Origin of the sequence: Vibrio hepatarius, assembly GCF_018860525.1 — a bacterium.
In the GTDB taxonomy this organism is placed as follows: Bacteria; Pseudomonadota; Gammaproteobacteria; order Enterobacterales; family Vibrionaceae; genus Vibrio; species Vibrio hepatarius_B.
Genome location: NZ_JAHKPM010000035.1, coordinates 1 through 13,767, shown reverse-complemented (window position 1 = coordinate 13,767; position 13,767 = coordinate 1). Strand labels below are relative to the sequence as shown.

At 41.4% G+C, this 13,767-nt stretch carries 10 protein-coding genes and 1 pseudogene; 5 read left to right on the top strand and 6 right to left on the bottom strand.

All coding sequences use genetic code 11. The features are described 5' to 3' along the window. The first annotated feature begins 6 nt into the window (after positions 1–6). Positions 7–1,281 carry a valine--pyruvate transaminase gene (locus tag KO511_RS10025; RefSeq protein WP_215987299.1) on the top strand — a complete coding sequence of 425 codons (1,275 nt, stop codon included), beginning with the start codon at positions 7–9 and terminating at the stop codon, positions 1,279–1,281. 183 nt (positions 1,282–1,464) lie between these two features. On the opposite strand, the pseudogene KO511_RS22435 reads toward KO511_RS10025, so the two are convergent. From KO511_RS22435 to KO511_RS10010, 3 genes and pseudogenes are all read right to left on the bottom strand, one after another. After that, a pseudogene (locus KO511_RS22435) lies at positions 1,465–1,716 on the bottom strand (HopJ type III effector protein); the annotation flags it as partial. A gap of 129 nt (positions 1,717–1,845) precedes the next feature. Next, entirely contained in the window at positions 1,846–2,118 is a 273-nt protein-coding gene (locus KO511_RS10015; protein WP_215987298.1) for a hypothetical protein, read from the bottom strand. A 162-nt stretch (positions 2,119–2,280) separates the two neighbouring features. After that, positions 2,281–3,390 carry an FAD-dependent monooxygenase gene (locus KO511_RS10010; protein WP_215987297.1) on the bottom strand — a complete coding sequence of 370 codons (1,110 nt, stop codon included), beginning with the start codon at positions 3,388–3,390 and terminating at the stop codon, positions 2,281–2,283. A gap of 249 nt (positions 3,391–3,639) precedes the next feature. Here KO511_RS10010 and KO511_RS10005 point away from each other — a divergent pair, with 249 nt between their 5' ends. Next, positions 3,640–4,551: an N-acetylmuramoyl-L-alanine amidase gene (locus KO511_RS10005; protein ID WP_215987296.1), complete on the top strand. Its 912-nt coding sequence runs from the start codon at positions 3,640–3,642 to the stop codon at positions 4,549–4,551. A gap of 42 nt (positions 4,552–4,593) precedes the next feature. Here KO511_RS10005 and KO511_RS10000 read toward each other — a convergent pair whose 3' ends face one another. Genes KO511_RS10000 through KO511_RS09990 form a run of 3 tightly spaced genes read right to left on the bottom strand, consistent with a single transcriptional unit; the run spans position 4,594 to position 7,403 of the window. After that, on the bottom strand, positions 4,594–5,049 hold the full coding sequence (locus KO511_RS10000) for a TerB family tellurite resistance protein (RefSeq protein WP_215987295.1): 456 nt from the start codon (positions 5,047–5,049) through the stop codon (positions 4,594–4,596). A gap of 42 nt (positions 5,050–5,091) precedes the next feature. Continuing rightward, positions 5,092–7,035, bottom strand: a complete 1,944-nt coding sequence (locus KO511_RS09995) for an alkaline phosphatase D family protein (protein WP_215987294.1) — start codon at positions 7,033–7,035, stop codon at positions 5,092–5,094. Next, complete coding sequence (locus tag KO511_RS09990; protein ID WP_125321956.1) at positions 7,035–7,403, bottom strand: hypothetical protein; 369 nt, start codon at positions 7,401–7,403, stop codon at positions 7,035–7,037. Before KO511_RS09990 ends, KO511_RS09995 begins: the two co-directional genes overlap by 1 nt. Before the next feature lie 153 nt (positions 7,404–7,556). Here KO511_RS09990 and KO511_RS09985 point away from each other — a divergent pair, with 153 nt between their 5' ends. The 3 genes from KO511_RS09985 (at position 7,557) to KO511_RS09975 (ending at position 13,547) form a co-directional block, all read left to right on the top strand. Next, positions 7,557–8,843: a MipA/OmpV family protein gene (locus KO511_RS09985; protein ID WP_436840218.1), complete on the top strand. Its 1,287-nt coding sequence runs from the start codon at positions 7,557–7,559 to the stop codon at positions 8,841–8,843. 142 nt (positions 8,844–8,985) lie between these two features. Further along, positions 8,986–12,915, top strand: a complete 3,930-nt coding sequence (hrpA, locus tag KO511_RS09980) for an ATP-dependent RNA helicase HrpA (protein ID WP_215987292.1) — start codon at positions 8,986–8,988, stop codon at positions 12,913–12,915. A 131-nt stretch (positions 12,916–13,046) separates the two neighbouring features. Then, positions 13,047–13,547 (top strand): outer membrane beta-barrel protein, encoded by a 501-nt coding sequence (locus KO511_RS09975; RefSeq protein WP_215987291.1) that lies wholly within the window; start codon positions 13,047–13,049, stop codon positions 13,545–13,547. The last annotated feature ends 220 nt before the right edge of the window (positions 13,548–13,767 follow it).

The window sequence follows — 13,767 nt, the reverse complement described above, 5'->3', positions numbered from 1 at the left end:
GGACACATGAAAATTTCATCCTTTGGCCAAAATTTTAACCAATATTCAGGCATTACTCAGTTGATGAATGATCTGAATGATCTGAATGAAGGGATTCGTACGCCCGGCACGTTAATGCTCGGTGGTGGTAATCCTGCAGCGATACCAGAAATAGTTGATTACTTTCAACAAATCAGTGAAGAAATGTTGCAAGATGGTGAACTGATTTCTGCAATGATGAACTATGACGGACCGCAAGGGAAGAATAGCTTTATAAAATCACTTTCTCTATTCTTGAAAAAGACATACGGCTGGGACATTTCAGAGAAAAATATAACGATCACAAATGGTAGCCAAAGTAGTTTTTTCTACTTATTTAACTTGTTAGCAGGTAAGCAACCAGACGGTAAAAAAAACAAAATTCTTCTGCCTTTAGCACCAGAATATATCGGTTATGCTGATACTGGTTTAGACGAAGATATCTTTGCTTCTTACTTTCCTGAAATAGAAATTTTGGATAATCGACAGTTTAAATATCACATTAACTTTGATGAATTAAGTGTCAATGATGATATTTGTGCCATTTGTGTTTCTCGGCCTACCAATCCGACAGGTAATGTACTGACTGATGATGAAATTCATCAGTTAAATAAACTCGCACGGGAAAATAATATCCCTCTTATTATTGATAATGCTTATGGACTGCCATTCCCTAATATTATATTTGAAGAGGTAGCTCCTTTCTGGAATGAGAACACAATCTTGTGTATGAGTCTTTCTAAATTAGGACTTCCCGGGCTGAGATGTGGAATAATTATTTCGAGTGAGGAAATGACACAAGTTTTAACAAACTTAAATGGTATTGTGAATCTTGCCCCAAGCAGTGTAGGACCCGCTATTGCAAACCGAATTCTGCATAGGAATGAACTTCTTCACCTGAGTGAAGACGTCATCCAGCCATATTATGCAGAGAAAGCAAAGTTTGCGGTAGACTTGTTGTTAAACTCAATTCCGGATCCAAAGTTTCGTGTCCATAAGCCTCAAGGCGCGATTTTCCTTTGGCTGTGGTTTGATGAACTTCCTATTTCTTCTATCGAGTTATATCAAAGGTTGAAAGCTCGTGGTGTTTTAGTTGTGCCAGGAGAGTACTTTTTCTTTGGTCAGGAAGTATTTCCTCAACATGCCAGCCAATGCTTGCGGCTGAGCTATGTGCAATCAGAAGAGACCATGAGGAAAGGTATCCAAATGATTGCTGAAGAGATTGCAAATGTATATGGGGCCGTTTTAGTTCCAAACGATTGAACAGGTTCTTTTCGTACGCTTTGACTGTACTAATTCAGACCTGATCTGACAGTTACCCACTTTTTCGACTCGGTGCCTGTCAGATTATATCTGGGTTAGATTCTTTTCCGCCCAGATTGATTTCCCATCCTTTAATGTTTCTATTGTTGTTCTGCCACAGCACATTTTTCCTTGATCGCTGCCATTTGGATTATTTAACACATCATCACGATAAAACTGGCCGAAGCAAGCTAAGGTTGATGACTCATCCAAGCCTTGCATTTGCGCGAAAGCAAAAATCTTACAAGAGCCATTGTTTTCTCCTGCTTGATTTTGAGTTTCTCCGTTTACAAAGTTAATTGGTTGAAAGTCAAAATACTCGTCTATCAATTGTATTGACTGATCAAACATAACGTCATTAGGTGCTGTGGTCAGTCGCTTTAGAAACTTATCCATTTATCTTTTTCCTTACCGTTGAATAGACTAACTACTATATCATTAGGCAAAGAGGAACTTAGGCTACAAGTGGCAAAAAGCCCCGTTTGTGGATATATGACTTTGCGAGTTGAGCAGAACACGGCTCTCTTACTTTATTCTAAGTTCTTTTCGCATCATGACAATAATGTCCGTATGGCTTAAGGTTTTATCATGTTCCATGGATTTTATTGCTTGGTAGATATCATGAGGGGCGGTTAAAGCAGCATAATCAGAGGCTTTTTTAACCTCACCCGCATTTAATAGAGACAAAATTTCTAAATAATTTTGCCGTTTTTCTTGATGTTTATCTTTGAGCAATGGGAATAAAATCCGCAAAAAATATCCCATTAACAGCATTGAAAGAAAAGATATAATCGACATTAATATCATCATAAGTTTTTAGCCTATTGGTTTTTCATGAATAATTTTTTTCTGGGCTATGAGCTTCTGTGTTTTACAAGCAAAGAAGCTGTCGTAGATGAAGAAAACCAAGCACACAGAGTGTGTGAACGTATCAACTGGGCCCAGTGTGCTGTGGTTATTCTAAAACGGTGAACGGCTGTTAACTTCAGTAAACTGCTGGTACAACTGGGCAACTTCTGCTGGGTTAAATGCCTCTGTATAGGTCAGCTCACTCAAGCGATGGGTGATGTTTTGTAAGTCATGGGCGCGTTGCTGCGCTCTGTTTTGGTAGCGTGCTAATGCTTGAGGAATATCGAAGAAGTTTGAAGCCAAGCTCTGGGCAAGGATGAACGCATTTTCGATACCAAGGCTAAAACCAATCCCCATCGTTGGCAGAACCGCGCAGCAGGCATCGCCAAGTAGGACTACATTATCACGTGACCATTGTTCAAATGGTGCAATATCAACCAGTGAAGATGGTAAAATCTGCTCCTCTGGTGTTTGCTTAATCATCTCCAGCAAGTAAGGGGAGTAATGGGCAAACTGGTCGAGTATTTTTTGCTTATCTAATGTCTCACCTGATTCTACTTTACAGGCTGCAAACCAATATTTGCCTTGGGTCTCTCGGTTATAGGTGTAGGTCACAATGCGTGACTGCATACCAGCAAAAACATAGCATTCGTCATCGCTCAAGGCTGGGTTGTGGTAGTCAACCATGCCGCGGCAGCAATAAACATTGGGTTGGCGAAGAGTGACGTCAGGAGCAACATATTTTCTTACCTGAGAAAATACACCATCAACACCGACTATGACATCTGCAACCAGTGGTTTACCATTGATTAGTATGGTGTCACGTTCAACGGTGCAGTGCTGGCCAGTGATAATATTATCCGCCCCATAGGCGTCAAGCAGTAATTGGTAGAGATCGCGGCGATGGAATAAACCCACATCCGCATTGACTTTGCTACCTGTTTGGCGCATAGAAAGCTGGTTCAAGATATCAGAATTAAACGTTGCTGTGGTGATGAGATCAACTGTGTTACCTATGGCTTTTACTTTCGCGGCATCGGTGAGTGCGGCGAGGACCTGCATTCCTTCCGGCCACATAATGATGCCAGTGCCATCAATCCGAGGCTTACTTGATGTTTCATAAACGGTCGCTTCGATGCCGAACATGCGCAGAGATAGTGCGAGGGCAAGGCCATTTAAACCCGCTCCGACGATGGCGACATTCAGAGATTTCTTATCCATTGGTTACTTTTTATTGTTTATACTGCTTGAAAGGTAACAGGATCCAGAGAGACTTAATAGGTAAGGGGATGTTTTTTCTTATGATTCAACGCAAAGTTAATCTTTAAGAGAATGTGTGTGGTTTTATTTAATGATATTTATACTTTTTAGAGAGTTTGATAAGCCGATCGTTTATAAGAGATACTACGTTTGGAACGGATAGGGTGAGAAATAAAATGCTTTGTCTGGTGCTAATGAGAAAGATGGATAATGATGAAAAAAACAATCAGCAATATAGGTAAGGCTTCTTTTTTAGCTGTGGCATTAATGGGCACCTCAGCTTGCTCGTCTTTTATTAATATGGATACTCCCAACAAAAATGATAGAGTTCAATCGGTCGTGATTCATTATACCCAAGAGAACACAGCGGAAACTCTAAAGCTATTTAGTACTCCAGAAGCTAGTGTCAGTGCGCATTTTGTGGTGACGGAAGAAACGGTCTACCAGCTTGCCGACTTAAACGAGCGAGCATGGCATGCAGGAAAAAGCTTTTGGCGAGGTAAAAATTCGCTTAATGATACATCAATTGGCATTGAGCTAGTGTATGAAGTAGATTGTAATGACGCGGCTAATATTGGTTACGCTGCTGAGAAAATGACGTGCTTGTATCCTGATTATCCACCTGCTCTTGTGGTCAACCTTATTAAAGTTTTGGATAAGATTTATCAGGCTTATCCAAATATAAACCCGGTTAATATTGTTGCTCATCAGGATATTGCACCAACAAGAAAAAGCGATCCTGGGCCTAAATTTCCTTGGCAGTATGTATATAGTCAAGGCTATGGAGCCTGGTATAACAGTGACGATTACTTAATAGAGTACAGTAAGCTTGATTCGCAAGAACTCAGTAGTGATATTTTCTATAAGGCGCTTGAGTTTTATGGTTATCAGCCAGCACAGACTTCAAACCAGACAGACATTATTAAAGCATTTCAAACTCACTTTACGCCGTGGTTAATCAGTGGAGAAGTAAGCCAAGAAAGTATGGCTGCTGTTCTGGCATTATTAAAAAAATATCAACCAGAACAATATCTTGAGTTAACGTCAGTAATGGATGGATTTATGTTACTTGAGCCTGATAACACTCAGTGTCCCTCTCAAGTTGAGGAATGCAGTCCATAACATACTCAAATTGTGATTTGGTTATAATACCTAGCCTTCGAGCTAAGTATTATTTCCTTCTATAACTTGGAGCTTTGCGCGTATAAACTCACTATGATCGACATAAATCAGTTCTGCTGTTTTTCGAATCACAGCGTCTTCTAGTGGATCAATCTCACCATCGGCATTAGCGACTTCCCACATAGACTTTACTAAGTCAAAACGCGCATCTTGGCTTAATTCGCGAAGTTGAGAAGTAAATTCATACAATGAAGCAGACTGGCGGCTTTTGGTTTTGGCACGAGATAATAGCTCAGCTGCGTCTTCGCTGTTTATCTTCAGCAGCCGTGCTAAGAGTGTATTCTGGGCCTGATTTTCAGCGTCGTTGGTCTTATGATCTGCATTGGCGACTTCGCAGAGTAAGCACGCTATCGCTAAGTTTGGATTTGTGCTTTCATGCTTGCCGAGATCGTGGCCTTCGACTAACTGCTTAAAAAGAGTCGATATAGAGTTCAACATGTAATATGCCTCAAAATATGGTGTTATTTCTATAAATAGTGACTATTCTCGACGAGCACAAGTACTTTGACAAAAAGATGACGTTTCATTGAGCGGAGGAAAGTCGATTTCTTTTCCTTCCCCGGTCAGAATAGAGATGCGTTTTGGTTTGCCATGTTCATCAAGCTTTAACTCCCCAACCGCACTGGCATTAACCAAATAACGAGAATTCTGTGTGCTGGGTTGACGCTTTTTAACCTTGAGTCGCTTACGTTTAGTAAAAAAATTGAGGGGTGAGCCCGGTGAGTAAAGTACTCTATCTAAGTGATCGCAATAGCCCAGTAAAGGTTCAGGAAACTGGTTTTTAAAACCACTAGAGGTTATCTGATAAATATTTGGGCTAGAACGTCGAAAACGCAGCTTAATATCATAGGCAAAAGAGTAATGCACATCACCAGAGAGTATGACAAAGTTACTTGGTGTTTTGGTATGTGTGAAGATACTCAGCAAGGTGTTAGCACTTCCTCTATGGGCCATCCAGTTTTCAGCATCGATGACTAAAGGTTGCCCCATCATTGTCATGCCCTTTTGTAGAGCTTCAATAAACTTAACACCAAACATGGGGGCAGGGGATACGACAATCACTTTGTCTTGATACATCAACTCTTGTTGAAACTCGATCAGTGCTTCCCAGTCCATTAAGCCAGAGGGCTTATTCATTCGAGATTCAGATCGCCAGCGCCGAGTTCGTGTATCGAGCACAACGACCTTAGGGGAGGTATCAATAGTAAAATGCCAACGTTCAAAACTGTACAAATAACGAATCAGGTCGCGGTGGTGCTGTTCACTCGGTTGTTTGAAATAGCCCAAGGCAAGAGATAAAAACTCTTGGTTAAAGTTATCTGGCTGATTTCCCCAGCCTTGGCACAGCCAATACGCCATTAAAGCATTACCGATGATTTGATGCGAAAAGGGGTTAGTGTAGGCCGCTTTTTCCCAACCTATGGTTAAGTTCCAGTCGTCTGTCACGTCATGATCGTCGAAAATCATGTAGGTTGGAATATGAGCTAATAGCCGCTGAACTTGTGGTAAGCCTTCAATAAAGCCTGCTATTCGTTCGCTCTCTCCTTGCCATTTTTGCTGATAACGGGCAGGGATTGTCTTGCCATTGGGAGCAAACCCTTTGTCTTGGAGACGTGTTCGATTTAAATATGGCCAAAGTGTTGGTGACCAAACCAGTAAATACATCGCGAAATATTCTGCAAAGGTGATGAGGTGGTTTTCACTCTCACGCGCACTAAATACCGGAATATGTCTTTTGGGTAATAATTTTCTTATCCATGTTTCCTCACCAAAGTGATGAGGTAATATTTTATCTCGGCCATAAAAGCAATCTGGATGTTGATATAGCTCTGTAGATGAAGCTAAAGGGCCTTCAACGAAAGTTTCGTTAGGTAACCCTAAGAGATCTATTGTTTGCAATACAGAATCAAGCATAGGCCCTGAGACGTGGTCAGCATAGATCTGATCACCACCCATAACCAGCATATCAGGCCGTTCACTTAGCGGTTGCTTTGCCAGCTTGGTGTCTATCGATACCAAAGCATCTTTACTGGGATGATCAGGGTTGCGGCAAGAGCCATGCAAAATATAATCAGCTTTGGTTGAAATTTTAAACGTTAATGCAGTTTCATCATCATGCAGTAAGTGCGGATATAGCTGACTAAGTGGCCCTTCTTGGGTATTGAATTCGTAACTCAGTGCTACGTTTGTCGGGAAATCATATTTGAATTGCGCCAAAGTCACGTAGCAATGAGTTCCAACCTGTACTTGATGACACTGGTTAAGAGGTTGCTCAAATATAACACCTTGATCAGGCTCATGATTAAGAAAGAATTGCCCCTCAAGTGGGCGGCTAGTGACTAACCAGAAAACCAACTCCTTGGCAGAGGATTTTCTTAATATTGGGCCGGCTAATAGGAAAGGGAGTTTAGGTTCTATCTTCATTAAATATCTGTTGGATCCTTTGGTACTTCTGGGTCTTCTAATATCTCTATGATTTCTGAACTCGACATTTCATGACCCATGAGAAATAAAGCCAGCATAGCATCAGCTTTGGTTTTTGTGTCAGAACTTTCATCGAGAATGAACTCAAACTTTTTGCGAATCATCTCTATCTCGTGCTCAACAAAACCACGGCCTTCTTCGTCCCCTTGCATCTCTTCAGGCGCATTATCGAATTCAAGGAACAGCATTTCTTGGTCGAGGTGAGTGTTGACCAAGCGTTCTGGCAACCAAATGTCCCCTGTTACAATTTCAGGGTCCTGAGTTTCATCAATTGAGTCGAATATTTTCTTTAAGTCTGATGCTTTCACGATTTTTTTAAATTAAGTCAACATATACTCTTATATTAACGGTGAATTGCACTTAGCGATAAGTAAAAACGTATTTAGTTTTATCGGTTAAGTGTAATTTTGTGTGTTCTGCTATTTTTAGGCATAAAAATGAACAGCATACAGACATATTCAATGCTGATGATGTTAATAACAACTCCTACCTGCTTTTTTTTTGCAAAAGCGCAAGAGCAAACTTGGGGAATAGCTGCGGTTTATCGGACTGCATCCATTCCATTTGAAACTGCTGACAACGATCAAGTTGTCGGAACCTTTGTTCCCATGATGTTCTTTGAAAATGAGCAAGTATTTATAGATGGGTTAGAAGGTGGGCTGCACCTCTACCAATCGCAAGATGATAGTGTGGAGTTCAACGCATTAATACGATTGAGGTTCGTCGATATACCCTCTTCCGCGCAAAATATCCATGGAGGCGATGCAGTCGATTTTGGAGGACAACTGAGTTATTCCTTAGCCGATGAGTGGCAAATGAATACCGAACTAATGACAGACGATGAGTTTCGATTTCATGCTAATTTGAGTTTGGAAGGTGAGTATGATCATGGAGGTTGGCAACTCAGCCCTTTTGCAGAACTTAGGTATAAGGATGCTGATTTTAATACTCATTATTATACCTTTTCAGATGTCACGGACGAAAAACTTGGAGCAGGTATGGACTTTAGAATTGGTCTAGATGCTCGTTATCATGTTTATTCCAATCTTTACTTGCTCGGTTCAACCAGTGTTCGTCGTCTGGATACTAATGCTTATCGATCTTCAACCGTCGAAGATCGATATCAAGGCGAGGTGTTTGTGGGTTTTGGTTTATTTAATGATAAATCTAATCCGTCTGATTCAAATTTGACGAATGCAAGATATATACGCATAGGTCATGGGTGGGCGACACCCTCAAATATTGGTGACATTCTAACGCTCGATGTGGAATCAGATAGCTATAACAATCAAATGACATCATTTTTCTATGGTCATCCACTCACTGATCAGTTGTTTGGGGTACCAATCGATCTTTACTTTACCCCTGGCATCGCACATCACTGGTCTTCAGAAGTGCAATCAGCTAGCACGGAGTATGTGGCAGCAATTAAAGCATATTATACGATAGAGTGGCCTTTTGCATGGAGAGTTGGCTTTGCAGAAGGCATTTCTTTTATCGACAGTATTACTTATATCGAGCAAACTGAAATGGACGAGAAAGGGTACAACGCGAGTAACCTTCTCAACTACCTAGATTTATCTATTGATGTGAATATAGGGCATTTGTTTGACTATTCTGAGCTAAACAATATGTGGTTTGGCTATTCAATACACCACAGAAGTGCGATTTTTGAGCAAGCCTCTCAATATGGTCGAATCAAAGGGGGGAGTAACTACAACACATTTTACCTGCAGTTCGAGTTTTAGCCCTAGTTTCATTTTAGTCTTGGTTTCAAAGTCGTTTAAGTCATTATTTCAACCTCTTTAAAGCCATTGGTTTAGAGATATTTTACTGTCTGTTGTGATACAATGTTCGCAGTTTTATGAAGTAAAAAGAATAGGTAATGCTTTGACGTCGTCACAGCCCAAAACACATCCCAATGCTGAGTCTAAAGCCCAAGCAAATTCAGCATCTTCTTTGCGTCACGCTTTAAGTCATTGCATGTTTAAAGATAGGTTTCGTCTGAGTAAGCGTATCTCTGGTGCAAATAAGATTAAAAAAGAGCAATCACGCCATGCTGTATTTGATGAAATCGCATTAGATATTGCCAAATCTATGCTGGAAGTTGAGCAAAGAACCAACTTCAAACCACTGATTGATTATCCAGAAATATTACCTGTTAGCCAAAAAAGAGGTGATATTGCTCAAGCGATAGAAGCAAATCAGGTGGTTATTGTTGCCGGTGAAACGGGCTCAGGAAAAACGACCCAGTTACCTAAGATTTGTGTAGAGCTTGGTCGTGGACAATATGGCCTGATTGGTCATACTCAACCGAGACGCCTTGCAGCGCGATCGGTTGCTAGCCGTATTGCGGAAGAGATGGAGACAAAACTTGGTGACTTTGTTGGTTATAAAGTTCGGTTTAATGATCAGATTTCTGACCAAACACAGATTAAGTTGATGACCGATGGTATCTTGCTGGCTGAAATTCAGCATGATCGTTTTTTGAGTCAGTATGACACCATCATTATCGATGAAGCGCACGAACGAAGCCTGAATATTGATTTTATTATGGGCTATCTTAAAGAACTTTTGCCGCGCCGCCCTGAACTGAAAGTTATTATCACCTCTGCGACAATCGATCCACAGCGTTTTTCTAAGCACTTTAATGATGCACCTATCATTGAGGTTTCTGGGCGTACTTACCCTGTCGAAACTCGGTATCGTCCTTTGTACGGAGAGGACGATGTTGAACGCGACCAGCTAGAAGGTATCTTCGAAGCGGTTGATGAGTTATGTGATGAAGGGTTAGGCGACATTCTCATTTTTATGAATGGTGAGCGTGAAATTCGCGATACTGCTGATGCACTTGGTAAAAGAAATTTAAAAAGTACTGAAATCGTTCCTCTTTACGCTCGACTTTCAGCAGGCGAGCAGAATAAGATTTTTCAACCACATGTAGGTCGCCGGATCGTACTTGCTACAAACGTGGCTGAAACATCTTTGACTGTACCTGGGATTAAATATGTTATTGATCCCGGAACCGCTCGTATTAGCCGCTATAGCTACCGTACCAAGGTGCAAAGACTCCCTATTGAGCCTATTTCTCAGGCTAGCGCAAATCAACGTAAAGGACGTTGTGGTCGGGTTGAGGAAGGCATTTGTATCCGCTTGTATTCAGAACAAGATTTTGAGTTACGCCCAGAGTTCACCGACCCTGAAATACTGCGCACCAATCTTGCTTCAGTCATATTGCAGATGACGGCACTTGGTCTTGGAGATATCCAAGCTTTTCCGTTTGTTGAAGCTCCGGATAAGCGCAACATTCAAGATGGTGTGCGCCTTTTGGAAGAACTGGGCGCCATCAATGAGAATGCTAAGGATCCGAAGAAGTGCCTTACTCCTATGGGGAGGCGGCTTGCCCGTGTGCCGATTGATCCTCGTTTAGCGCGTATGGTGCTTGAAGCACCAAAATATGGTGCGCTAAAAGAAGTGATGATCATTGCTTCTGCCTTGTCGATTCAGGATCCAAGAGAAAGACCGAGCGATAAACAGCAGTCTTCTGACGATAAGCACAAGCGTTTTTTCCATGAAGAGTCGGACTTCCTGACCTTTGTCAATCTTTGGGACTATGTTCAGAAGCAGCAAAAAGCTCTGTCGAGTAATCAATTCCGTAAGCAGTGTAAGCAAGATTTCCTCAATTATCTCAGGGTTCGGGAGTGGCAGGATGTATACTTTCAGATCCACCAATCAATGCGTGAGATGGAATATAAGCTAAATGATGAGCCTAGCAGCTATGAAAAAGTGCACAGCGCCATTTTAGTTGGTCTTCTTTCTCATATTGGTGTGAAGGACCAAGAGAAGAATGAATACCAAGGTGCACGTAATGCTCGCTTCCATATTTTCCCGGCTTCCGGCTTGTTCAAAAAGCAGCCCAAGTGGATTGTGTCGGCTGAGTTGGTTGAGACGTCCAAATTATGGGGCCGGATTATTGCGAAGGTACAACCTGAATGGGTTGAACCGCTTGCCAAGCATTTGATTAAAAGAAGTTATAGCGAACCTCATTGGTCGAAGAAACGCGCCGCTGTGATGGCACATGAAAAAGTCATGCTCTACGGAGTACCTATTGTTCCTAAACGCTTGGTGAACTACGGAAATATCGACGCCACGGTAAGTCGAGAGTTATTTATTCGTAGCGCTTTGGTTGAGGGAGAGTGGGAAACTAAGCATGCTTTCTTCAAGACAAATCGTAAGCTACTACAGGAAGTGGAACAACTTGAGCATAAATCGCGTCGTCGAGATATTTTGGTCGATGATGATGAATTATTTGATTTCTACGATCAACGTATTGGAACCGAGGTTGTATCTGGCAGTCACTTTGATTCTTGGTGGAAGAAAGCGTCTCAGGACAATAGTGAGCTACTCAACTTTGAAAAAGAGATGCTTGTTAAGGGAGATGCTAGTCATGTTACAGATTTGGACTATCCCAATTTTTGGCATCAGAACGGCCTAAAATTAAAACTCAGCTATCAATTCGAGCCTGGTGAAGATAATGATGGAGTGACGGTTCATATACCTCTGCCGGTTCTCAATCAAGTTGAGCCGTTTGGTTTTGACTGGCAAATCCCAGGTTTGAGGCATGAGCTGGTGGTGAGTCTCATTAAGTCACTGCCAAAAACAATTCGTAAGAATTTCGTACCTGCCCCCAATTATGCCGATGCATTTCTTGCTCGTGCTACGCCTGTTGAAAGCCCAATTTTAGATTCACTAGAGAAAGAACTTCGTCGTATGACAGGTTTTGAGGTACTACGTGAAGACTGGAATCCCGCACAGGTGTCTGAGCACCTTAAAGTGACGTTCCGTGCTGTTGACCATAGGAACAGAAAGCTAAAAGAAAACCGCGATCTCTATCTTTTAAAAGAGAGCCTAAAAGATAAGGTACAGGAGACATTGTCAAAAGTTGCTGATGATGACATCGAGCAGAGAGATCTAAAAAGCTGGAGCTTTGGTGAGCTGCCCAAAGTCTATCAACAGAAACGTGGTGGCTATGAGGTTAAAGCTTATCCGGCAATTGTCGATTCAAAAGATAGTGTTGAAATTAAGCTGTTTGAAACCGCAGATGAACAGAGCTTAGCGATGCAATCAGGGCAACGTCGCCTGATTCTGCTTAACGTGCCATCTCCAATTAAATATTTGCATGCTCATTTGCCGAATAAATCTAAACTTGGTCTTTACTTCAATCCGTACGGCAAAGTGCTGGATCTCATTGACGACTGTATTGCTTGTGGTGTTGATAAGTTAATTGAAGAAAAAGGTGGTCTAGTTTGGCAACCAGAAGAGTTCGAGCAGCTTAAAGAATATGTTCGTGCTGAGTTGGATGACACAGTTGTTGAAATTGCTAAACAAGTTGAAGTAATTTTGACTACAGCCTTCAATATTAACAAAAAATTGAAAGGGAAGATTGATTTCTCTATGGCATTCGCCTTATCTGATATAAAAGCACAAATTGAAGGACTGATCTTCAAAGGTTTTGCGACAGAGTGCGGTTGGAAGCGTTTACCGGATATACTTCGTTACTTGCAAGCGATCGAAAAAAGAATGGAAAAATTGCCAATCGATCCTAACAAGGATCGCCTGCACATGCTAAAAATTGAATCTGTTACCAATAATTATCAAGAGCTACTGAATAAAATCCCTAAAGGGTTAATGATTCCGGAGAAAGTGAAAGAGGTTCGGTGGATGCTTGAAGAGTTGCGGGTTAGCTATTTCGCTCAGCAGTTGGGTACACCTTATCCGGTTTCGGATAAAAGGATCCAAAATACGATTAACGACTGTTAGCACAGGTAAAAGTAGGAAAATCGCCTTAGGTACGTAATTTGCTTTATTTTAAAACATAGTAAACTTTTTGACTGGGATAGGCAGAGGATTGCCGCAGCAGTTTCTGTCATGGAAAATAGAGAAGGCTAAATATGAAAAAATCACTACTCGCGCTGGCATTGCTTAGTGCTTCAGCAACTGTATCGGCAGACTCGTTGATTTACGGCGGGGCTAGCGTTGGACAAACCGACTTAAATGGCGAGTCGACGACATCTTATAATGTTCACGTCGGGACCGGTATTCTACCTTTCATTGGTCTTGAGGCGGGCTATCAAGACCTCGGTAAGTTTGACCGTGTAGATTACGATGGTATCAAAACCAACCTAACAGGCAGCGCTATCTATTTTGCTGCCAAACCAAGCATTGATTTTGGTCCGTTGCATGTTTACGCGAAGGCCGGATTGCATTCATACAATTTGAAAGCAGATGGTAGTTTTGATGAAGATGAAATTGACGTGACTTACGGAGTAGGTGCTGAGTATTTTGCTGCAGGCCCTGTCCCGATTTCATTTGGCGTAAGTTACAATGTATTTGGCATGAAAGAAGACGATATTACCAACTTTTCGCTTAATGCGACGGTTCACTTCTTATAAAGTATCTCGTCATGTTTAATAAAAAAGCTTGGCTATTTGTGGCCAAGCTTTGTTATTTTGAAATGATAATTCATATCACCTTAAAAAGATTTTGGACATTTCTGTGCCAGTGTTTTTGCTAAATTAGCAATTTATTAATAACTACAGGGGCTCTTCTCCGCTTTCATGAGTCTGTATGCACAGGCTCATTCATCATAATCACATGATTTATAATGCTTAT